This window comes from Xenorhabdus sp. SGI 60, assembly GCF_056632175.1.
Genome location: NZ_CP196860.1, coordinates 3,685,251 through 3,708,214, shown reverse-complemented (window position 1 = coordinate 3,708,214; position 22,964 = coordinate 3,685,251). Strand labels below are relative to the sequence as shown.

The window sequence follows — 22,964 nt, the reverse complement described above, 5'->3', positions numbered from 1 at the left end:
AACATAACCGTTACTTTTCTTTGGGATGAATGAATGCGGAACGCGGTATTTTAGCGATTGTATCCGTCTTTGTCTTTAAGATTCAGGAGAACGCATGGAGTTTAGTGTAAAGAGCGGTAGCCCGGAGAAACAGCGCAGTGCCTGTATTATTGTCGGCGTGTTTGAACCCCGCCGTCTTTCCCCTATCGCAGAGCAGCTTGACAAAATAAGTAACGGCTATATCAGTGCCTTATTACGCCGTGGTGAACTTGAAGGCAAGGTAGGTCAAACCTTGTTGCTGCATCATGTTCCGAATGTACTGTCTGAGCGTATTTTGCTGGTTGGATGTGGAAAAGAGCGTGAGCTGGATGAACGCCAGTATAAGCAAATTATCCAGAAAACAATCAGTACCCTCAATGAAACCGGTTCAATGGAAGCAGTTTGTTTCTTGACAGAACTGCACGTGAAGGCGCGCAATAATTACTGGAAAGTACGTCAGGCGGTCGAAACCGCCAAAGAGTCACTGTATGTTTTTGATCAACTCAAGAGCAGCAAAAATGAATTGCGCCGCCCGCTGCGTAAAATGGTGTTTAATGTACCGACCCGCCGCGAATTGACCAGCGGTGAACGCGCCATTCAGCACGGTCTTGCCATTGCATCGGGTATCAAAGCGGCGAAAGATCTCGCCAATATGCCACCCAATATCTGTAATGCGGCGTATTTGGCATCACAGGCGCGTCAGCTTGCTGACAATGTGACCAATCTGACCACCAAAGTCATTGGTGAAGAACAGATGAAAGAGCTGGGTATGAATTCTTATCTGGCGGTTGGACAGGGTTCACAGAATGAATCCTTGATGGCTGTTATGGAGTATAAAGGCAGCGCAGACGCCAATGCGAAACCGATCGTACTGGTGGGCAAAGGGCTGACGTTTGATTCCGGCGGTATCTCCATCAAACCCTCCGAAGGCATGGATGAGATGAAATATGATATGTGTGGTGCCGCTTCTGTCTATGGTGCTATGCGCGTTGTTGCCGAACTGCAATTGCCAATCAATGTCATCGGTGTTCTGGCAGGCTGTGAAAATATGCCAGGCGGACGCGCCTATCGCCCTGGAGACATTCTGACGACCCTGTCCGGCCAGACTGTTGAAGTGACAAACACGGATGCGGAAGGCCGTCTGGTACTGTGTGATGCGCTGACTTATGTTGAACGTTTTGAGCCGGAATCAGTCATTGATGTCGCCACCTTGACCGGCGCTTGTGTTGTCGCGCTGGGCGGTCACTACACCGGCCTGCTGTCTAACCATAATCCATTGGCGCATGAACTGCTGAATGCTTCAGAGCAGGCAGGAGATCGTGCATGGCGTCTGCCGTTAGCGGATGAATATACCGAACAGTTAGAATCCAACTTTGCGGATATGGTCAACGCGTGCGGGCGCTCCGGTGGTGCAATTACCGCAGGCGCTTTTCTGTCCCGCTTTACCGCCAAATATCACTGGGCGCATCTGGATATCGCGGGTACAGCATGGCGTTCAGGTAAAGCAAAAGGAGCAACAGGTCGTCCGGTTGCACTCCTGTCACAATTCCTGTTAAATCGTTCAGGTTTGAATTCTGATGATTAGTGCTCCTACCGTTTAATGGAATTAGGGTATTGCAACTGCAATACCCTTACTGTTTCAGTAACCTTGCAACCAAGAAACTATGAAAAACGCCACCTTCTATTTATTAGAAAAGCTGTCACCGGAAAAGCGGTTATCGGAACAATCCTCGTCGGAGGAACTACAGCCACATGAATGGCTGGCATGTCAGCTTGCTGCTGATCAATGGCGTGCAGGGAAGCGGGTTCTGATTGCTTGTGAAAGCCAGCAACAGGCCGAAAAATTGGACGAAGCATTATGGCAACGGGAGCCGAATCAATTTGTACCGCACAATCTTGCCGGCGAAGGCCCTCGATACGGCGCACCCGTGGAGTTATGCTGGCCGCAAAAAAGAGGCAATGTACCCCGCGATGTATTAGTGACACTGCTTCCTCATTTTGCAGACTTTGCCACAGCTTTCCATGAAGTGATAGACTTCGTTCCTATTGATGAAAATCTGAAACAGTTAGCGCGCGAACGATATAAATCTTATCGTAGCGTCGGCTTTAATTTGACCATGGCAACCCCGCCAACCTATTGAATATCAAGACACAATGGAAAAGACACCCGCTACTCAAACGCAATCTGAGCCATCTCTCGATAAAACATACAACCCGACAGAGATAGAGCAACCCCTTTACAACCACTGGGAACAGAGTGGTTACTTCAAGCCGAATGGCGATACCAGCCGTGAAAGTTTCTGCATCGTCATTCCCCCCCAAACGTCACCGGCAGCCTGCATATGGGACACGCCTTCCAGCAGACTATCATGGATACCATGGTGCGTTACCAACGTATGCAGGGTAAAAATACCCTGTGGCAAGCAGGAACTGACCACGCGGGTATCGCGACCCAAATGGTTGTTGAGCGCAAGATCGCGGCAGAAGAAGGCAAAACCCGCCACGATTATGGTCGTGAAGCTTTTATCGACAAAATTTGGCAATGGAAAGCAGAATCGGGTGGCAATATCTCCAACCAGATGCGCCGTTTGGGTAACTCCGTCGATTGGGAGCGTGAGCGCTTCACTATGGATGAAGGTTTATCCAAAGCAGTGAAAGAAGCCTTTGTTCGTCTGTATCAAGACGATCTGATTTACCGTGGCAAACGCCTGGTTAACTGGGACCCGAAATTACGCACTGCGATTTCTGATCTGGAAGTCGAAAACCGTGAAGTAAAAGGTTCCATGTGGCACCTGCGCTATCCGCTGGCGGATGGTGTTAAGACCGCAGAAGGCAAAGACTATCTGATCGTTGCCACAACCCGTCCAGAAACCATGCTGGGAGATACCGGTGTTGCTGTGAACCCGGAAGATCCACGCTATAAGGATCTGATCGGCAAAGAGATCCTCCTGCCACTGGTGAACCGCCGTATTCCTGTTGTTGGCGACGAGCACGCGGACATGGAAAAAGGCACCGGCTGCGTGAAAATCACCCCAGCCCACGATTTCAATGACTATGAAGTCGGTAAGCGCCACAACCTGCCAATGATCAACATCCTGACCTTCGACGGTAATATTCGTGAAGCGGCAGAAGTGTTCAACAGCAACGGCGAAGTTTCCGATCTCTACCCGACCGATATTCCTGCCGAATACCGTGGCATGGAGCGTTTTGCTGCCCGTAAAGCGGTGGTGGCCGAATTCGAAAAACAGGGCCTGCTGGTTGAGATCAAACCCCATGACCTGACTGTTCCTTACGGCGACCGTGGCGGCGTGGTTATTGAGCCAATGCTGACCGACCAATGGTATGTTCGCACGGCACCATTGGCAAAAGTGGCGATTGAAGCGGTTGAAAATGGTGATATCCAGTTCGTACCCAAACAGTACGAAAACATGTACTACTCGTGGATGCGTGATATTCAGGATTGGTGTATTTCCCGTCAATTGTGGTGGGGACACCGTATTCCGGCGTGGTATGACGCACAAGGCAATGTCTATGTGGGTCGCGATGAAGAAGAAGTTCGCCGCGAGAACAATCTGGGCGCCGATATCATCCTGACCCAAGACGAAGACGTACTGGATACTTGGTTCTCCTCTGGCCTGTGGACATTCTCTACTCTCGGCTGGCCTGAGCAGACCGAAGCACTGAAAACCTTCCATCCGACTGATGTGCTGGTCAGTGGCTTTGACATTATCTTCTTCTGGATTGCGCGCATGATCATGCTGACCATGCACTTCATTAAAGATGAAAGTGGCAAGCCACAAGTGCCATTCAAGACGGTCTACATGACTGGCCTGATCCGCGATGAAGAAGGCCAAAAAATGTCGAAATCCAAAGGGAACGTGATCGACCCTCTGGATATGATCGACGGTATTCCGCTGGAAAACCTGCTGGAAAAACGTACCGGCAATATGATGCAGCCACAAATGGCCGAGAAAATTCGCAAGCGTACCGAAAAACAGTTCCCGGAAGGCATTGAAGCCCACGGTACTGACGCCCTGCGTTTCACTCTGGCGGCACTGGCTTCTACCGGTCGTGATATCAACTGGGATATGAAGCGCCTGCAAGGTTATCGTAACTTCTGTAACAAACTATGGAACGCCAGCCGTTTTGTCCTGATGAACACAGAGGGACAGGATTGTGGCCAAAACGGCGGTGAAATGTCGCTGTCACTGGCTGATCGCTGGATCCTGGCAGAGTTCAACCAGACCGTTAAAGCCTATCGTGAAGCGCTGGATACTCACCGCTTCGACATCGCCGCTAACATTCTTTACGAATTCACCTGGAACCAATTCTGTGACTGGTATCTGGAGCTGTCTAAACCGGCAATCAACAAAGGTTCAGAAGCCGAAGTCCGCGCGGCTCGCCATACCCTGATTGAAGTTTTGGAAGGCCTGCTGCGTCTGGCACACCCAATCATTCCATTCATCACCGAAACCATCTGGCAGCGTGTGAAAGTCGTCAAAGGCATTGATGCGGATACCATCATGCTGCAACCGTTCCCTGAATTCGATCAGGCGAAAGCAGATGAATTGGCATTGAACGATCTGGAGTGGATCAAGGAAGCGATCATTGCAGTCCGTAACATTCGTGCAGAAATGAACATCGCACCCAGCAAGCCGCTGGAAGTGCTGCTGCGTGACGCGAATGATGATGCACAACGCCGTGTCGCTGAAAACCTCAATTTCCTTCAGGCAATGGGGCGTCTTTCTTCTGTTACCGTATTGGCGGCAGGAGAAGCAGCACCTGTTTCTGTCACCAAACTGATCAATGGGGCAGAAGTGCTGATCCCAATGGCCGGTTTGATTAATAAAGATGCAGAACTGGCACGTCTGGATAAAGAAATCGGGAAGCTGGATAAAGAGATCAGCAGCATTGAAGGCAAACTGGCTAACGAAGGTTTTGTCAGCCGTGCACCAGAAGCCGTTGTTGCGAAAGAGCGTGAACGTCTGGCGACTAACAATGCCGCAAAAGAAAAGTTACTGGCGCAGAAAGTGACTATCGCTGCACTGTAATTTTTCTTAGTTGAAATTTATTCATGTAAAGCCACTGTAATTTAATTTGCAGTGGTTTTTTTTCGTAATCTATTTTTTAATTTTCGTCATATTCAAAATCACCTTGTCTTACGTGTTCTGCTCCAGACTTTCTTTCAAATTTCGTAAAGGTTTTATCTTTTAGGTTATAAATTAACAATGATTTCGGGTCACTGTTTCGTACAATAACTACCAACCGTTCTATTTTATTCAGTAATAATGAATACACTGGGAAAAATAATAAGCTGACTGTCAAATTTTGTACCAACCACACTTCAACTAACCGGATGTTATGGATTTTGTAATCGTCTAAAATTAACGTGAGTGCTTTTACCTAACGATAATGCCGTCTTAACTCTTATAATATATTGATAAATAATTGAGAGTTATTCCTTCCATATCCCGTGTAGACGATTTCTCGATTTTAGGCATTATAACAACCGGTAAGATAAAATTTTTGGTTTTGACCTAGTGTGACAATCCGTTTTTGCTGGCCCTTGAAGTACCAATCTGGGCCGATCTTAGGGTTAAAGCGAATATCCACTTCATCTTCATAAGACACTTAGTTTTCTGTTGATGCCTGCAATAACGCCTGGTTAATATGCACTATTTTTTCTTCATACTCAGGATCAGGCTGATTTAGTGTCGGGGGCAGCTCGACGCCAGACTATCTTATTTTTACAAAAGAAGAGGTAAAGGGTACTAATTGAAATTTTTACATGAGCTATTTTTTGATTTATAACACGAAAAGGTCAAGAGTCCAACGAGAGGGACATACTTGAACTGTTGGGGAATAAAGTACCAATAAATAGGTGATTAAGTGCAAGTTTGTCAAAAATCAAAATTCGCAAAAATGGTATATAGATTAATAGACTAAATAAACATTGTTATTTTTATTACAATGAATTACATTCATACACATTAAACTTCAAGTTGCAATTTACAACGCAATATGAAACGTGATTTCTCTCCGCTTCACGGGGAGAAATCACACGCATCTTGAAGTGAGATTGGTATATCACAATATATTTATGTTAAATCAGATTATTACTTATTTTTCCATCTTAAGAAAAAAATAAGGAGTGAGTTAGTGATAAATACTAAAGATATTATCTTCTTCCCTGAGCCTGATCCTGATGAAAATCCCTGGGTATATGGTAAACCTACTGAAGAGGTGATTGACGTTGTAGAATATAGTCCTGAATGGTTGGCTACATGGCAACAACTTTCTTCGATTATCAAAGAAACACTTGGCAACGTTATCTTGAATATTGAGCACGTTGGATCAACGGCTGTTCCAGGGATGGTTGCCAAACCTGTTATTGATATTGATCTTATTGTGGAAGATCCAACTCAAGAAGAAAAATATGTACCAGCATTGGAGCGGCTTGGTTATGATTTAACGGTTCGTGAACCGAGTTTTTATCAACATCGATGTCTTCGCTTGGCAAAACCTAGAGTTAATCTCCATGTTTTTGGCCCTGATTGCCCTGAACACATCCGACATATTTGGTTTCGTGATTGGCTTAGAGAACATCCTGAAGATTGTGAGCGATATATTGCTGCGAAGATAACTGCAAAAAATAATGTTAAACAGGTAATGGACTATAATAAGAGAAAAGAACAAGTAGTACATGAAATTTATCAACGTATATTTCAAAATAAGGGATTATTGTAATAATGTTTGATAATCATTGTGCGGATAAAAAATAAATCTGTTTTGATGTCGACTGACAGGACACTTTTACGTTCTCATTTTTTTACAGGCCCTTATAAGTGGTTACCTTTCAAGTCACTGTGTGGCCTGTGATAGCTGAAAATCACCTCCCATTTCGCCAATTTTATTCTAACCGATATTCCACACCTAATTCAGAATTAATAACTTAGTTGGTTAAGGTTGTTGAAACTATGAAGACAGAGTAATGTAGATGTTCATCATCACTTTTTGAAACCGATATATACCCATCTCACTTCAAGATTAATATTGTTTCTCCCCGCGAAGCGGGGAGAAACAATGAGTTACGTTATCTTATAATGAGCAACTTGAAAGATAACGCGTATAGATGTTTACTTTAATTAACTCTTGGTTAATGACCATAAAAAAAATCTAATTGCTTTTTATAAATTTAAGCGTCATTGTTAATAAATAGAATTTTAATATAGCCGATAAATATGTTTTTTAAGTGGTTAATTTAAGAAACCTTTATAGTTTACCTCATATATTAAAAGTGTTCTTACATACCATACAACACTTTTATATGAATCAGTGAGAAAATTAATTATGCAAAATAAAATGAAAGATGTGAATGAATTGCTCGATGATTTAATTTCTAAACCTGAAATACAGGCACGTTGGGAAAATGAACCTGAACAGGTAATGCAAGAATATCAACTGACACCAGCGCAATACCGCGCACTTTCTGAAGGTAATATAGATGCTTTAATAAATGAAGGGTTAGCGGATAGACATGTCCAACAAATGAGAGTTAGCTGGTAATGATTGATTTCAGCACCCATTTCTTGGAAAGCATCGGCTTGCGGGTATCTCGTCTGGCTGTTGGCGGGAGCCATTTTGGTGTGAGTACCTGTAGAAAAGATGTCATGAGTATTGTTTCTACAGCGTTAGATTTGGGGGTGAATTTTTTTGATACCGCTGATATTTATGGCAAAGGTGAAAGTGAAAGTGCATTAGGTGATGCAGTATATGGGCGCCGGCATCATGTTGTTATTGCAACAAAATTTGGTCATAATGAAGCGGTAAAAGGAGCGAGTCGGACAGCGATGACTCAATGTTTACACAATAGTCTTAAGCGCTTGAAAACAGATTATATCGATCTATATCAGCTACATGCACCTGATCCGTCAACGCCGGTCGAAGAAACTATCTCCACCCTTCAATTATGGGTAAAAGAAGGGAAAATACGATGTTACGGCATCTGTAACGTTAAGCCTTCAGAAATAGAACATTATTGTAATACAGCCCAAGCAATGGGGGGAATGTTACCTACTAGCGTGCAAAACCCCGTCAATATATTGAATTACCAAAATTATGAAGAGATACAGTTTTCCCTCAACACATTCCAGCTTGGTTTGCTGGCATCACTTCCTCTGGCTCGTGGGTTATTGGGTGGGCGTTACCGTTCTGTGCTGGATGTTCCTCGAACACACCCTTTGTCAGGTTATAAAGGGCTTGGTTATCGTAATGTGCGCACAAAAAAGGCCATTGATCGATTGATATATGCTGCACAAGAATTAAATCGTCCCCCATCTTTATTAGCGCTGGAAGTCATATTAGCAAATAGGGATATTACTTCTGTTCTGGTTGGCATGAGTCATTCTGAACAATTACTTTCCTTGGCTGATCTTAATTCGTCATTACTCCAGAAAAAAACGATTGATTATATTCTTGGGCGACGTTTAGCTCTGGATTGAATACGTAAAAAAATTAATACATCACTATATTGGAGGTATATTAAATGGCTAATATTCTGAATTTAGATGCATTGAAAAATATGAAACTTAATTATGACCCTTCACCGTGGGCAACTTGCGAGAATACGTTCAAGCAAATAATTTCTGATGATGATTTTCCGGTCAGTCACTGGACTTATCATTCGCAGCGCAAACTTGCTGAAGCGCTTGGCAAGAAAGGATCACAAGAATGGTATCAGCATAATGTAAAAACCCGGCCCTTACTGGAATTGGGAGTAAAAGAACCTTACATGCCAGATGAACTCGCTGATATTTGGTTGTCAGTTGCAAGCGATCTTTTATCAGATGACTATATTGAATGTATTAGTGATGTCAGTGAATATAATGTCAGGACATTGCAATTTCAGGCACATTTTTGGGAATTCGGCCCTGGTTCATTCTTTCAGCCTCATGTAGATAAACCGCACAAGATGGTAACTCACTTAATGTATCTAACAGATAATTGGGTGCCTGAGATGGGAGGCTGTTTGCAATTGTTGCGCTCTGCTGATCTGAAGGATGTTGTGGTGGAAATTGCGCCGAGAAAAAATACGTCAGCACTGATTCGTAGAACAGATTCAGCCTGGCATGCAGTTACACCTATACCTAAAGACATGCAGACAGTAAGAAAAGTTTTGCAAGTATGGTTTTGGGATACACCTGCAACCTGAAATCAACCGAAGAGTGTTGCTCAGGAATAAATAAACATTTAACTGTTGGTTAATCATGTTGTTAATCAGCCAGGAATAGTCACATGATAAATTGGTTGAATACACTTTCTGAATATAATGATGTGGTTGCTTCTGGCTTAGGGATACCTATTATTCGACCAGAAAATACCGTGCAGGAAATCCTCTGGCGTCAAGTCATAGAAGAAATGTATACGGAAGAACTGCGTACCAGTGACAACAAGGACGTTGCAATATTGAATATAGGAGAAAATACGTATTCGATGGCTTTGTTATATGCAAAAGTGATGGAATATCGAGTTATTTCAGTTAACAATATTGATAATATCACTTTGTTATTATCAGAAGTCAGAGAAAAAAACATTCTGCTCATAACCATGGCACACAAATTGAAAGTTGGCTTTGTTGCTAATACTCTTGAAATAGCTTATAAGATTGGCAAAAATATCGGTTTTTTGTGTGGAAGAACTTTTTCTGGTCTGAGTTATTTAATTGTTAAGTCATTATTAAAACCAGCTGTGCTAGAACAGAATGAATTTCTTATCGATGCACCAAAACATAAATATACAAGTGATGAAAATCAGCCAGAAAAATTAGCAAAGTTACTTGCACAACCGGCTATGTTTAAAACGATCAGAAGCCATGGTGAAGGAAGTCATGCGAAACTGCCTTCATTAACTGTTTGTGGGTTACTTGAAGAAACAGAATTCCCTCTGACGCCTGAATGCGGGTGTTCGCGACTAGCTCAGCGATGTAAACGAGCACATGGAAAAACACAAGTATTTTATGGGTTAGATATTCGTGCTTATGCCATTAATTATATATGTTGCAATGGCTTTAATATGGCTGAAGAACTTTATCCTTCACCAGTATCAATGATTTTGGCATTGACAGAAGGGTGGCCAGCGGCTGTTTTAGCACCAATTCGTCCATTGATTGCTCCAGATTACCTTCTGACATTACTCAGAAATATGGCGAAAGAAGAAATACCGCTTGGGCAAATTGTGGCAACACTGAATGATGCTTGTGCAGTGCTTGGGCAACCTTTTACGTTTGCATTAATTGGTGATCCAACATTGCAATTGTCATTGCAAGATGAAAGTCCGTCTCTGCCAGAAGGCCTGCATGATAATACTGAATCAGAATCAACCCATCAAATCATGATAGGGATCAAAACAGTATTGGAAGAAGGAATTTATGGTCATCGGTTACTACGTTCAATTGATGCGTGGTTGGGTGAGACGGTGGCAGATAAATTATCCAGCTTGCGTGAAAAGCTGATAAATATTGAGCAACTAGCTCTTTTCTCTCTGAAAAAGCATGAAGTTTCTTATTTCCAGGAAGATACAAAAACGCTCTTGCGAAATAACGCGCTTATCCAACTATTGATTGTTCAATGGGAAAAAATCTTGGTATCGCTGTTACATGAGGGGCGTGAAAATTTTGATACTTTTGATTTACTGCATTATGATCAATTGATGAATACCATAAAATCCGTTGAACCTTGTCGGCGATGTGGGACATTAATGGAAGTATCTTCATTTGGTCATGCTGGCGGAATAACGGAATGTAGTGAAACTTATATGTGTCGGGTTTGTGGCCCACTTGCTGCCTACCGCTGTGGTGGTATCCGCCTAGAAGATTTGACAGAAACATGGATTGCCCGGCAAGGAGAAAAAGCCACAGTAAAAATTCGACTCCATATTCCTCGTTCTGTTCATCCCATTTCTCAGCGAGTACATTTAGAACTTCGTGGATATGATAAATCCACAGGGCAGTGTTTTGCCTCTGAAGTAAAAACAACGGAATTGAAACATAATAATGTCATAAAATTTGAATTTAAATTGGATGAAAATCAGGGATGCGATTTACATAGTATTCGAATTATCGCTGTATCTGGTTTTGATATTGCTTTTCTCCGTATTCGTCTGGCTTGTTTACCTAAACAGCCATAGGGATAATATTTTTCATGTCATCAAATTACGGCAGGAATATATGATGAAGGTATTAATTCTTAATCGTCGTCCTATTGTAGAAAAGATTGCATTATGGTTTTATGAAGCTGAAATTGACGTTTTTCTTGTAACACCAAAGGCATTGTTATATCCATCGACACAGCTATCTAATAAGGCACATCAATATATTAATAAAATTTATCCTGTTGATAATTATGATTCACCTTCAGTTAATGAATTAATTCTTAGATTAGTCGAAGAAAATCAAATTGATCGTATTATTTCAGCAACAGAGATTGATGTCTTACGGGCTGCGAAAGTGCGTGAAAAAATGGGTTTAATGGGCCAAAACGAAATATCAGCACTGACCTATCGCAACAAATGGATAATGAAATCCCTTTTAAAAAAGAATGGTATCCCAGTTGCTAGAATGCTGCAAGTCACTGATAGACAGTCAGTAGAGAAATTTGCTGATGAGTGTGGTTTTCCTGTCGTTATTAAACCGGTTGATGGAGGTGGCTCGGTAGGTGTGCAGATTATTCACCATGCCGCACAATTACAGGATATTAATTTTGAATTATTAAAATCAGGTTATCTTGTTGAGGAATGGATTGAAGGGGAGTTTTTCACGATTGATGGGTTAATGAGAAACGGTGAAATGCTACATTGTTGGCCATCACGCACAACAGCTAATTTTTCGGCAGTTAATGGGAATTCTGCGTTGCTTAGCTGGATGTTATTACCAGATAACCCTTTGACAACGGAAATATCCGCATTCATGTCGTGGGTGATTATGAGCCTTCCACCAACGCCAGATACTACAGCATTTCATGCAGAAGCTTTTTTTTGTGAAAAAACACATTGTCTTGTGCTGTGTGAGATTGCATGTCGCCCTGGGGGAGCAGGGCATGTACCTGTGTACGAAATGGCATTTGGCCTGAACTTGTATCAGGAAACTCTGCTTGGTCAGGCAGGGCTTCGCACTCAAGAAAATTATCGACATATTTATCCTCATGCGATGGCAGGGTTTGCCTGGTTTCCCCCCAAAAAGGGAGTATTTCATTATGCACCAAACAGTTGTCCTGTTTCTGGTATTGTTGATTATCAATTAATAGCGCGCACTGGCAGATACTATCAAGCTCCTCGCTCGATTTCAGATCACATTGCCAAGGCATTTGCTTTACAGCCGATTGATTGTGATCCCGCTGAGGTTATTACTGAAATTGATACCTGGTGGAAAACTAATGTAATTTGGTGCAATGAAGCGAATAAACCAAATCATTAGAGGAAAGCCTGATAGATTTCAAGTGATATGGTGTAGCCAATAAAATAGTAGCTTGAAAGATAAAAGGTATATTTTTTTTCATGCTTTATGGATGGGAAGTCAATGGCGATACAACGGGGATCAAATAATTGGTTTACGGAAATAAAAAAACATTTGAAGGAGTATTGGAAAGATCGTGAAGTTGGGTTTTTAATTGATTGTTCAGATAGTCTGGATGCGTTGAAAAGTTTGATGTTCGAACTACAAATATGTGGTGCTAAAATAAAAGCGTTAATATCCGTATCGGATAAAGTGTGGCGGCCTAAGGGGGTATTGTGTTGGCATATAGTTAATATTGAAAAATGTCCTCTATCAGAGTTATTAAAAAAAGAATTTGTTTGTATAAAACATTGGTTGGATAAAATTGATCCAGAGAAAAATATCACTTTCTTAGGGGGAGTGAGATTAGCACTTTCTCCATTAGCAGGCCGTTCTGTTTATGGTTGGCAAAGACCTGAATGGGCAAAATTTGAAGATAAGACTTATATTGATGAAAATTTTCACCGATGGGGAATTAATACACCTCCTTATAAAATCATTGCACCTGACTTTAACGATGCGGTAGCCACATTTCACCTTCTTAATAAAGGTAAAGGTGTTATATTGGCTGCCGATAGTTCAAAGTCATTTAAGGCAGGTTCAGAAGGTCTGTCTTGGATTAAAGATCACCATAAACTTGCTAAGGCGTTGGATAAATTTCACGATCAAACTGAAAAACTTCGTATGGCTGAATTTATACAAGGAATTCCATGCAGTATCTTGGCGATGGTTTTGCCCAATGGTGTTGCTGTCTTCGATCCGATAGAAATATTAACGGTTTTTGAAAAATCAACTAGTCAGCTTTTGTTTTGTGGTTCATCGAATCGTTGGCGACCGGGAAAAAATGCAGAAATTATGCGTGATTATACCCGATTAGCGGGAGAAAAACTGGCAGAAGAAGTCGGTTATCGAGGACTCTTCAGCCTTGATGGAATATGGACGGGCAGTGAGTTTTTTGCGACAGAAATTAATCCTCGCCATGCGTCTGGATTGGGACTCAATCGCGCAGTTCCTCTGTTTCCTGATTATCTATTTAATCGGGCTATTCAGGAAAATAGTGCTTTTATTGCGGAGCTTGACCCTTTTCAGGTTGAAACAATCTGGCGTGATATGATCCGAAATTATTCAGGCCAAGATATCACTGTATTGGATAGAGATGAAAAACATCAAAAGGTGATTGAAATCGAAGTGAATGATCAGATGATTGCATTGGGAGTTCCTTCTGAAGGTATTGAGGCTCTTATTTATCGTCCACTGGGGCAGGAAAAATTACTTGGGAATATTGTAGCCGAACTGGTTAGTCGAGTCTCCAATCGCCATTATGTAAGTTTCGTCGATCATAATATAAAAAATGACTAATTTTTTAATGTTCCAAGCTCTATTTTGTAATCTTAAATATACTAAATATAAGAAGTGTAGAATATATTAATAGCTTAAAGGTGAAATATTCTTTAAGCTTATTTTATCTTTTCTTCATCAACTCTTCACTTGTATTGTGATATCGATTTAGAATAATAAACCCAACGCCTGTTAAGGTAACGTATAATATAATACTCCCCCATAATATAGTGCTGGAAAAACTGAGAAGTTGGGTGAATAACCAAGGAGATATTACAGAGGCCCCTCCGAAAGCAAATTGAAGAACAGCATAATAACGCCCTTCATAACCTGAATGAGAAAAAATTAAAATAGCGATTCCTATTTGTGCTCCGAGAATGGCTTCAGCAAGGCTAAGCAGTAAGGTTACAATCAAAATTAAGATAAATTGTAATGCAAAATCACCATGAAGAAATAAAATGATGCTATAGGCGATCGTTTGTAAGAAGCCAGAGCAAGCTAAAGATCTCAGACATCCAAGTTTATTGCCTAATCTCAACGCAACTTGCTGAAAGCAAGGAATACCAAAACAAAGACCAGTAAACACAAAAGCGGCAAACCAAGATGGTAAAGTACGTTCAATCAGAAAGTAGTAAGGTAATACAAGCTCAATACTTTTTCCTGCCAATAGGAGTATACCTATCAAAAAAACGAAAATAAGATATTTTCTATCCTGGAGTATAGAAAAAGAGGAGATGTGATCTTGCTCAGTTTGTATTGGGTTTAGAATAATCTTATTAGATTGTATGATAACATTTCGCGTTATTATAAAAATAATAATTCCTGATATAAAATAACCAAAAGCATTTCCCCAAATAATCAATTTAACTATGATGTTAGATATCCCATCTTTATCAATGAAGAGTAGAGAGAATAAAGCTCCAAAACCTAAGCCAATATTTCTACAACTATTTATAATAGCAAAAATACTCATCTGAGTATTTTTAATAGGAAATAGAACCCTTATTGCAGCAGGGTTAGCACACCAGTAAATACGTTCACCGATGGAAACACATATAACGATGATAGTGACTTGCCAGGGTGTTGAAACAACCAGCATCCAAGGAAATGCACTAAATCGCAGTAAACTACCTACCAGTGTAGAGTTAGCTGGCCCTAGTTTATCAGCCAATAGTCCTGCTGGGTAACCAGCAATAAGTAATGCTATCATCGCACCTATCGTCATTGCCAGCCCAACATCGACGATATTTAACCCTTGCACTAACACTAAATAAAAGATTGCCATAGGGCGCCAGATTCCTCCGCCCATACTGCCAATTGCCATAGCCAGCAAAAACAGTTGTTCTTGACGATTTAAAACCATAATTTTTTTCTCATTCAATTAATGAACTATACCCTTCTTCTTTCAAGTTTCCTCTTTGTTGGCTGCACTCACCTAGACAGATTCAAAACATTAGGTCAATGATTATGTTTGTAACCCCGAGCTATTTTTTGTAAAAACGCTTTCATTTCTGCTCTTGATGTCAATTGAATATAATTCCCATCAAAATCATCCAATAATAACTTATCTTTTTTAAATTGATATTTTCTATATTTTATGATTTGTCGTAAAAAATCTAAGTTTATTTTTTCATAGCAACCAAGAGCCATATCAGGCCGTTGTTTTCCATGCCATTTAGCTATACGCTTTATGGCCTGGAATAAACAAATATAAGTTGGTATGTAGAGATGAATGACAGTATCTGCTTTTTCTAAACGTTGTGGCAGACTTGAACCATAATTACCATCAATAATCCATGATGATTGATTCGTTAAGGAGCATAATTTTTGCTGCCATTCTTCTGATGAAGGGGCTATCCATCCTTCTTGCCAATATTCTTTATCAAGATGAAATAAGGGAATCGAACAAATTTGATTTAGTTGCCTGGAGAAGGTTGATTTTCCTGCTCCAGGAGAGCCTATTATTAAGATACGTTGCATATTATCAATCATATTTATATCCTTCATCTTTCAAGTTGCCTCTTTTTTGGTTGCGCTCTTTCTGCCCTGTCATATAGTTATTTATGCTCCCTAGGATTCATTCCCTTTCCACCGAGATGCAAGTCGAAATCTATTGAATATATATCCACCTATAAGATTATTTTTTTCCATTCATTCAATATAGGGATGATTGTTTTCTCCGATAGTTCATAACGGCGTGCTTGCAGGTGATTAGGAACACCATTTTTTCTGGCTTTATCTTCGATCAGTTGATATTGGCGGCGGAGAAATCTAGCAGACAGCGCAAAATCATGGGCAATTTCTAAAGTGGAAAATTGGAGCTGGTGAAGAATGGCAGCCGTAACAAGTCCTGTGCGATCTTTTCCTAAGCTGCAATGAAGCATCACATTTCCTGTACCAAGTAATCCTGTGATTTCCTGAGCAATTTTCCATACCGTATGGCTCATAGTGAAATAAAGATTAATATAATCAGATTCTGTGACAATACGTGTCTGATTATTCTCTGGTGGTTTAAATCTAATGGGACGACTGAGGTACTTGGTTGATGTGTGAATATGATGATTAAATTTCTGACCATATTCTTCAGGTGTGCGTAAATCTACCAAGATATTGATGGGTAACATTTCTGATAATTTATTGTATGTTGCTTTTTCTTTCCCTCTCTGTATACCACAACGAATGAGCGTTCCACAGTTTATTTTAGTTGTATGTTTTATTTTTAATATTCTCCCATTCAGAATATCAGAGTGATGTATCGGGTAAATCTTTAGTTTCCTGATATTATTTAACTGTTTTTTCATCATTATTCACTGTAATTGATTTACTGTATATTTGTTCGTCAAAATAATATTCTGATGGGAAAATTTGCTTGAGAAATTTTACCATGAGATCTAACTCTCCAATACCAATTCTGGTATACCCATTCATTCTTTCTTGTGAACTCATATCACGGATGTAAAACCCACCTAAAGCAGCGGTTTCTACTAATTTGGCGGGATGATCACCAATAGTTTTAACATTGATGAAATTGGCACCTGAAGGAAGAATTTGCCAATTCGGACGTAATTTCATGATGATTTCAATAACATATTCTCGTGTTTGAATAATGGATTGACAAATTTTTTGAAAATGTTCTTTTTTCGCCAGAATTCTCTGAAGTAATGTCCAAGTACTACCTGAGATAGCTGATTCAGTCCTCTCCTGGGACAAGATATCTATAATTGCAGAAGAGGCTATTATGGCGGCAATACGAGCGCCTGCTAAACCGTAACCTTTAGAAAATGAGCGAACATAAATAATGTGTTCAGGTTGGCCTAAAAGCTCTAAATGGTTAATGCTACCAAATGCTATAAAACATTCATCAATAACCAATAAGTGACCATGCTTGGCACAATAATGAGAAATTTCTAATAACGTATTATTATCAAATTCTATCCCGGTTGGGCTATTGGGATTTGATATTGCAACAATAGAAGGTGGAGTTGCTTGGATTATCTCCAATAATGTTTTTATACAAAAATTTTCCGCACATTGATCATCAAAATAAATGGGTAATATATCAATTTGATTAAGATTGGCGTGATCAATCCAGCCGAAATAGTTAGGTATAGGAATAATTAATCTTTTTGTTGTACATGCAATCAAACGTAATAGTAGACCAATGGCGATATCTGATCCTGGGGTGAAATAAATAGAAGACGAGTTAATTCCTAATATTTTGGCGGCATGTTCATGTTCAACTTGAGGATAAGGGTAAAATTGATATCTTTGTGGTGGAACAATAATCTCCTGAAGTATTTTTGTTAATGCTTTATGGTGTAATTCACCACTACGTAAGTTTATTCCACCAGATAAAAATTCTCGCTGACGAGAAGGACGCTCGGGGGCCAAAGGTAGCGGGTAATTATTATTAACAGATGTTGTATTCGCCATTAATACACTCCATAGCAGATTTTTTTAAATTTCGGCTCCCAATATACGAAGTTGCCCTAATAAATCTGGGTAACCGCGCTCAAGGTGATTAATACCACTTATTTGTGTTGTTCCTGATATTTTTAATGCTGCAATAACTAGGGCTGCGGCTCCGCGTAAATCAGCGGCTTGAACGGTTCTCCCACTTTTGCGGGGAATATGGGGCATAATGTCTACTGATCTGGCATTGCGAATAATTTTGGCTCCCATCTTTTCCAATTCTTCAATATATTGAAAACGCTTGACCCAAACTTGCTCTGTAATACTTCCACCTAATTGGGATGCCATCAGTAAAAGAGCCATAAAGGGTTGACTGTCACTGAATATTCCGTGCGAGGTAACTTGAATATTCAATCGGGATGCAGGAGACACCTGGGTGATAGTGAGAGTATTTTCTTCCCATTGAAGCTGATAACCCAATTTTTCCAGACAAATTATTTCAGCCGATAGCCCGGTTTCGATAGCATCTTGCGAAACGCCAGTAATAGAAATTGGAGCGTTGCAATAAGCGGAGAGGGTCAAATACGTCATGACTTCGATCAGATCAGGGCCAAGGGTCGTTTTAAAACCATCCGCATCAGGTTTCCCCGCAATTATGATTCGATCTTTTTCCCACGCTATATCAACCTGCTGACATTTGATGGCTTCAACTAATGCCGCAACGTCAGGCTTAGAATAAGGATTGATAATTTCACTAATACCTTCAGCCCTTGCGGCGCATAACAATGCAGCTTTTGTTGCGCCAGAATAAAGCGGGCCAGTCAATTTGCCAGTACTTTTTTCAACGACGGCAAAGTCAGCCATATCGATTTGAGTGGAGGAAAAGCGGGATACAGTGGCTTGGATCATATTTCCTATGGTTTCGACTTTAGCACCGAATCGTTGTAAAACGGTACATAGTTGTTCAATGGGGCGCTCTCCTCCTTGACCTACTCCAATCTTACAGCCACCGGTTTCACCTAATATGACCTGGCCCACATGGGCCAGTATCCCAGGGGCAAGATACCACGCACCATGGATCAACGTACTTAAATGTTCGGGGATTTTGGGATTACTTAAGCCACGGGGGTCAATGTGCATGGTGCGTTTTTCTGGCTCATACAATATGCTGGCGCCCAGTAATTGACCTATTTCGCCCAATATCCTGATGTCTGCAATATCAGGAACATTTTTGATTAAAGAAGGTTGTTTTGCTGACAATGCTAGGCTAAACAACGGTGGAAAAGCATGCTTGAAACCTGAAATGTGCACACGCCCTGATAATTGATTGCCGCCCGTCACTTCAATCTGTTGCATATTATTTCTCCAGTGCTTATTCCGAAATAAAAACAGCAGTGAGTACACGTCGGTAAGTCCCTTCAGGCGCAAAAGCAGAAATAGGCGTTACCATATGCCATGATTGATCTGAACGTTGTAGTATCACTGACGTGTTCAGTTCAGGCGGGATCTCACGATAAATATCTTGTGAATCATCAGAGTATAAAATACGCAGACAACCTCCCCAATCAGGAGACCAGTTTCGGCTGAAGTTAAAGATTTGAGTCACAATTTTTTCGGTTTTATCTGTATGTGGCCCTAACCATTGCGAAGAATGATATCGCCATAGCGTTAAATTCAAACGAGCCGAGCTGAGATCTTTGCCGATCAATTTTCCCATTCGATCCCGATATTGATCACTTCTTAAATATTCGCAAAATTCGTTCCATACAGGAGAAAGATAAGTATCCTTTTCAATGCGTAATGCTTCCAGGCTGTAGGTTTTTTTATCATCGGCCTCTTCTGCCATTTTTTCTGCAATGATAAAGCCTTCATGAGGAAATGTTTCCATCAATCTATTGGCTATTTCCTCGTCAATAAAAGGAGATACCATTCCCCAGCGGTAAGGGGTGTTTGTTAATGCTTGGGGTAGTAATAAATTAAACATGGATTTCATTATCCTTATTATTTAAAGGCTATCAGGACATACGTAATGCAGGAGTAGGGTACGCCGTGCATGTTGTGAACCAGACGCTACCTTACGAACACTGTGCCAGGAGCAGGGAGAAGGCAGGAGGATCACTGAACGATTGGGAGAAGGTGAAACGGTTTCCTTGATATCATCAGGATCAGATGAACCGAGAATAAGTAACTCTCCCCCTTCTATGCTACCCGTCGGAAAATAAAGGGTTTGAGTCAGGATCTTATCGGGACGGTCACAATGGGGAGCCAGCCAGCAATTTTCATGGTAAATAGTAAAACGCACGTGTAAGAGAGTTTTTGAGAGATCGCGTTCCACCAATGTTGAAAAGTAATGGCGATAATCATCACTTAATATAACTTTCAGCATTGCTTTCCATGCAGCGCTCAGGGTATTCCATGTTTCCGGCACGGGAATGCCATTATCAATAGCCAGTAGATCCCAAGTACTATAGTGTTTTCCATCACCTTCTTCACGGTGAGATTTACAGTAACCTGTATGTGGAAATTCTGCTTGTAATCGTTTGAATACGTTCGGAGATAAAAAATGATCTGAACAAAACCATTTAAACGGCTCTTTTTTCTTTTTGAAATCAGGTGAATGCCATCGGATATTCATATGTGATCTCCTGATGTGAGGTTTTGCTCATATCCCGCTTGCGGTGTAATTTTCTTCATGACTTCAGTGGCACGATCTTTTTGATTAGCAAATAGCAATGAGTAGCCTCTTTGTCGTTCTTCTAGGAATTGAGGCAATGTGTGAAAAAGTTGGCGATTATATTTACCCATCTCTGTTATTGAGGAATTTTCGTGTAATTCGTTGTAAGGGGTATAAACAGTGGGACGAATTCTGGCACCTTCAGCGATCAACCAGTCGATTGTCTTAATTGATGCTTCTATTGTATCTCCGGGTAAGCCAAGAATAATGAATGCGTTGATTTCTATGCCGTTTTTCTTGGAAATAGCGAGTAATTCTTCAACCTTAGCCTCAGTATTTAGCTTTATTTTGGGTAAGTGCAGATTTGGTGAGACGGAAATGGTTTCTACTCCCAGACTGATCCGAATGCAACCAGCTTGTGCCATCAATTCAATCAATTCTTTATTCAAATGATAAATTGTCGTCACGCATTTCCATCGAATGGGCAGTTTTAATTCGATGAATTTATGACACAATTCTTTTACCCACCGACGATTCAAGGTAAAGGTAGGAGCATAAAAAGAGACATAATCAAATGGCTGGATGCGCTGTTGTTCCGTGATATATTCGATGACACGATCAACTGAAAGCCGTCGTTCGCTTTTACCTTGCATGGGAGGGACATCACAAAATTCGCAACCCACCGGGCATCCTCGTGCGACAGGAATAACGAGTTCGCGTCGATCAGGAATACCACAAAATTTGTTTAAGTCATTCTTATACATACGATCATATGCAGCGTAAGGGATCTCCAATGTATCGGGAAGTATCCACTCTTCTGGACTCAGCATCTGACCGACATCCCCCTGCAAATAACCAAGGGGGGTTTTCACAATAAGACCGGGAATACTCTTTGTGTCGGACTCATAATTTAGTAGGAAAGACTCAACACCACTTTCATAATCACCGCTGAAAACAATACCTTCAAAATTAAATTGCTTAAACCAACCAGGAACTTGCTTTGATAATCGTCCGAAAGTAAATATTTTCACTTGGGGTAAAATCTCTCGACAATACATTGCTGTGCGGCTGAAACTATCCACAGCATCAAAATCATTAAATAAACCAATAAAGTCATAGCCTTTTGCCAATTCCTGAGCTAAATCATGCCAAGTGAGATTTAATGCTCCACCGTCTAACGCAGTAACTTGCCATAATGAGTTTCTTTCCCTGATATAGGTTGCAACTTGAAATAAAGGCAAGTGATGACCGGCATTAAAATAAGAGGGAATATAGGGAGGAATAAGTAATAGTATACGCATATGCAAACCTCCTAAGTTAAATATGCATTTGCCAAGTAAATAAATTGACAAACGGCCATCGTTGCGTAACAGCCAGATGGAAGAAAAAATTCGATTGTTAAACAGGAACGATCAGGGAATTCATGATCTTCATTGAGATCAGTAACTTTTATAAAGGTATGCACAATGGTTGGGCGAAGACTTTGTTTTTCTACTTTTTTTCCATCAACGATATTAAATCGAATAAAGGGATACCAAGGCGTCGTAGCGGCAAATGTCATGACATCAGAATAAGCTGTGGGTAAAACATAGGGTATTGATGATCGCATCACTTGTAGACCTTGGTGATATTGTTGGAACTCTTGGGCGACGAGATTGTTCCATTGATAAGAACTGTAGGAAGCATAATAAAAAGAGAGTCGCCTGGGATCTAACTGATGAAAAAAGTGTTCGGCTTTACCTAGCCATTTTTGGGCTGCTTGTGCTTCTGGTGATGCCGATTGGCATATCAATGACAAGGCTTTTTCCCATTTGCCGTGGTGAAAGGCTTGCCCAATAAGATGAGTTGTAGACGGGCCACCAGGTACACCGAATCTTTGCGTATCATAGTAGTTAATGAAAGCGTGGTTATGAGATGTCTGTTTTGCCAAGGCTTGTGCAATAGGCTTATCTAAATTACGTATGACAATTCGAAAGCTGTTACCTACGAGTTGGCCAATCTTGATATTTTCTTCAAAACAACCAACTTCATGCAATGATAACCATTTTCCCGAAGTCATATCCAAATGAGCATTGATGGCACGGGTATCTATATTCCGTGATAAAGATTGAATAGATATTCTCTGACTTGTTATTCCGTCTTCATCTTTTAATCCCGCATATCCAATATAGCTTTCTGGTATGTCTAATATATTGGCAATATTTGTAACTGCTTCAGAGGTTGTCATTCCTTCTTTACGTAATTGGAAATGCCAGATCTGTTTTTCTATCGAGGGTTGATAGAAGTTTGAAACTTCTTCAACGAGAAAATCAGCAGGTACTTTTTTAAGGCAATATTGAACATCCTTGCAGAGAAAGGTGTTCGGTAAATATTTGGAAAAGTCTGTATTGAGCTCTATATTATTCATTGAAAGATCTCTAATTTTCAGACCATGATTTTCAATGGTCAAAATAAGACTAATTGTTTTTGTATGCT

At 40.7% G+C, this 22,964-nt stretch carries 18 protein-coding genes and 1 pseudogene; 10 read left to right on the top strand and 9 right to left on the bottom strand.

Annotated features, from left to right (window positions below):
• The first annotated feature begins 94 nt into the window (after positions 1-94).
• The 10 genes and pseudogenes from pepA (at position 95) to ACSJJG_RS17490 (ending at position 13,924) form a co-directional block, all read left to right on the top strand.
• Positions 95-1,603, top strand: coding sequence for a leucyl aminopeptidase (gene pepA, locus ACSJJG_RS17535; RefSeq protein WP_481090044.1), 1,509 nt, complete (start codon positions 95-97; stop codon positions 1,601-1,603).
• Between the two features lie 79 nt (positions 1,604-1,682).
• Complete coding sequence (locus tag ACSJJG_RS17530; protein ID WP_481090043.1) at positions 1,683-2,159, top strand: DNA polymerase III subunit chi; 477 nt, start codon at positions 1,683-1,685, stop codon at positions 2,157-2,159.
• Between the two features lie 13 nt (positions 2,160-2,172).
• A pseudogene (locus ACSJJG_RS17525) lies at positions 2,173-5,069 on the top strand (valine--tRNA ligase).
• A 1,108-nt stretch (positions 5,070-6,177) separates the two neighbouring features.
• Entirely contained in the window at positions 6,178-6,765 is a 588-nt protein-coding gene (locus ACSJJG_RS17520) for a GrpB family protein (protein WP_189759776.1), read from the top strand.
• A 603-nt stretch (positions 6,766-7,368) separates the two neighbouring features.
• Positions 7,369-7,584, top strand: coding sequence for a hypothetical protein (locus tag ACSJJG_RS17515; protein ID WP_189759775.1), 216 nt, complete (start codon positions 7,369-7,371; stop codon positions 7,582-7,584).
• Positions 7,584-8,519: an aldo/keto reductase gene (locus ACSJJG_RS17510; protein WP_189759774.1), complete on the top strand. Its 936-nt coding sequence runs from the start codon at positions 7,584-7,586 to the stop codon at positions 8,517-8,519. Before ACSJJG_RS17515 ends, ACSJJG_RS17510 begins: the two co-directional genes overlap by 1 nt.
• Before the next feature lie 44 nt (positions 8,520-8,563).
• Complete coding sequence (locus ACSJJG_RS17505) at positions 8,564-9,229, top strand: 2OG-Fe(II) oxygenase (RefSeq protein WP_189759773.1); 666 nt, start codon at positions 8,564-8,566, stop codon at positions 9,227-9,229.
• Between the two features lie 83 nt (positions 9,230-9,312).
• Positions 9,313-11,202, top strand: coding sequence for a hypothetical protein (locus ACSJJG_RS17500; protein WP_189759772.1), 1,890 nt, complete (start codon positions 9,313-9,315; stop codon positions 11,200-11,202).
• A 40-nt stretch (positions 11,203-11,242) separates the two neighbouring features.
• Complete coding sequence (locus ACSJJG_RS17495) at positions 11,243-12,487, top strand: ATP-grasp domain-containing protein (RefSeq protein WP_189759771.1); 1,245 nt, start codon at positions 11,243-11,245, stop codon at positions 12,485-12,487.
• A 102-nt stretch (positions 12,488-12,589) separates the two neighbouring features.
• Positions 12,590-13,924 carry a hypothetical protein gene (locus ACSJJG_RS17490; RefSeq protein ID WP_189759770.1) on the top strand — a complete coding sequence of 445 codons (1,335 nt, stop codon included), beginning with the start codon at positions 12,590-12,592 and terminating at the stop codon, positions 13,922-13,924.
• Positions 13,925-14,027: 103 nt separating this feature from the next.
• Here ACSJJG_RS17490 and ACSJJG_RS17485 read toward each other — a convergent pair whose 3' ends face one another.
• From ACSJJG_RS17485 to truD, 9 genes are all read right to left on the bottom strand, one after another.
• Positions 14,028-15,266 carry an MFS transporter gene (locus tag ACSJJG_RS17485; RefSeq protein WP_223281710.1) on the bottom strand — a complete coding sequence of 413 codons (1,239 nt, stop codon included), beginning with the start codon at positions 15,264-15,266 and terminating at the stop codon, positions 14,028-14,030.
• Positions 15,267-15,361: 95 nt separating this feature from the next.
• On the bottom strand, positions 15,362-15,895 hold the full coding sequence (locus ACSJJG_RS17480) for a P-loop NTPase family protein (protein WP_189759769.1): 534 nt from the start codon (positions 15,893-15,895) through the stop codon (positions 15,362-15,364).
• 137 nt (positions 15,896-16,032) lie between these two features.
• The gene (locus ACSJJG_RS17475; RefSeq protein WP_189759768.1) at positions 16,033-16,707 is read right to left on the bottom strand and encodes a tyrosine-protein phosphatase; all 675 of its coding nucleotides are present in this window, start codon (positions 16,705-16,707) and stop codon (positions 16,033-16,035) included.
• Complete coding sequence (locus ACSJJG_RS17470) at positions 16,685-17,836, bottom strand: pyridoxal phosphate-dependent aminotransferase (RefSeq protein ID WP_189759767.1); 1,152 nt, start codon at positions 17,834-17,836, stop codon at positions 16,685-16,687. Before ACSJJG_RS17470 ends, ACSJJG_RS17475 begins: the two co-directional genes overlap by 23 nt.
• A gap of 24 nt (positions 17,837-17,860) precedes the next feature.
• Entirely contained in the window at positions 17,861-19,171 is a 1,311-nt protein-coding gene (locus ACSJJG_RS17465) for a hypothetical protein (RefSeq protein WP_189759766.1), read from the bottom strand.
• A gap of 16 nt (positions 19,172-19,187) precedes the next feature.
• Positions 19,188-19,799: a 2OG-Fe(II) oxygenase family protein gene (locus ACSJJG_RS17460; RefSeq protein ID WP_189759765.1), complete on the bottom strand. Its 612-nt coding sequence runs from the start codon at positions 19,797-19,799 to the stop codon at positions 19,188-19,190.
• Between the two features lie 21 nt (positions 19,800-19,820).
• Entirely contained in the window at positions 19,821-20,450 is a 630-nt protein-coding gene (locus ACSJJG_RS17455) for a 2OG-Fe(II) oxygenase (protein ID WP_189759764.1), read from the bottom strand.
• Entirely contained in the window at positions 20,447-21,790 is a 1,344-nt protein-coding gene (locus tag ACSJJG_RS17450; protein WP_189759763.1) for a B12-binding domain-containing radical SAM protein, read from the bottom strand. The genes ACSJJG_RS17455 and ACSJJG_RS17450 overlap by 4 nt, the downstream gene beginning before the upstream one ends.
• Positions 21,791-21,801: 11 nt before the next feature.
• A complete protein-coding gene (gene truD / locus ACSJJG_RS17445) occupies positions 21,802-22,896 on the bottom strand; it encodes a tRNA pseudouridine(13) synthase TruD (protein ID WP_189759762.1) in 1,095 nt (364 codons plus the stop codon).
• Between the last annotated feature and the right edge of the window lie 68 nt (positions 22,897-22,964).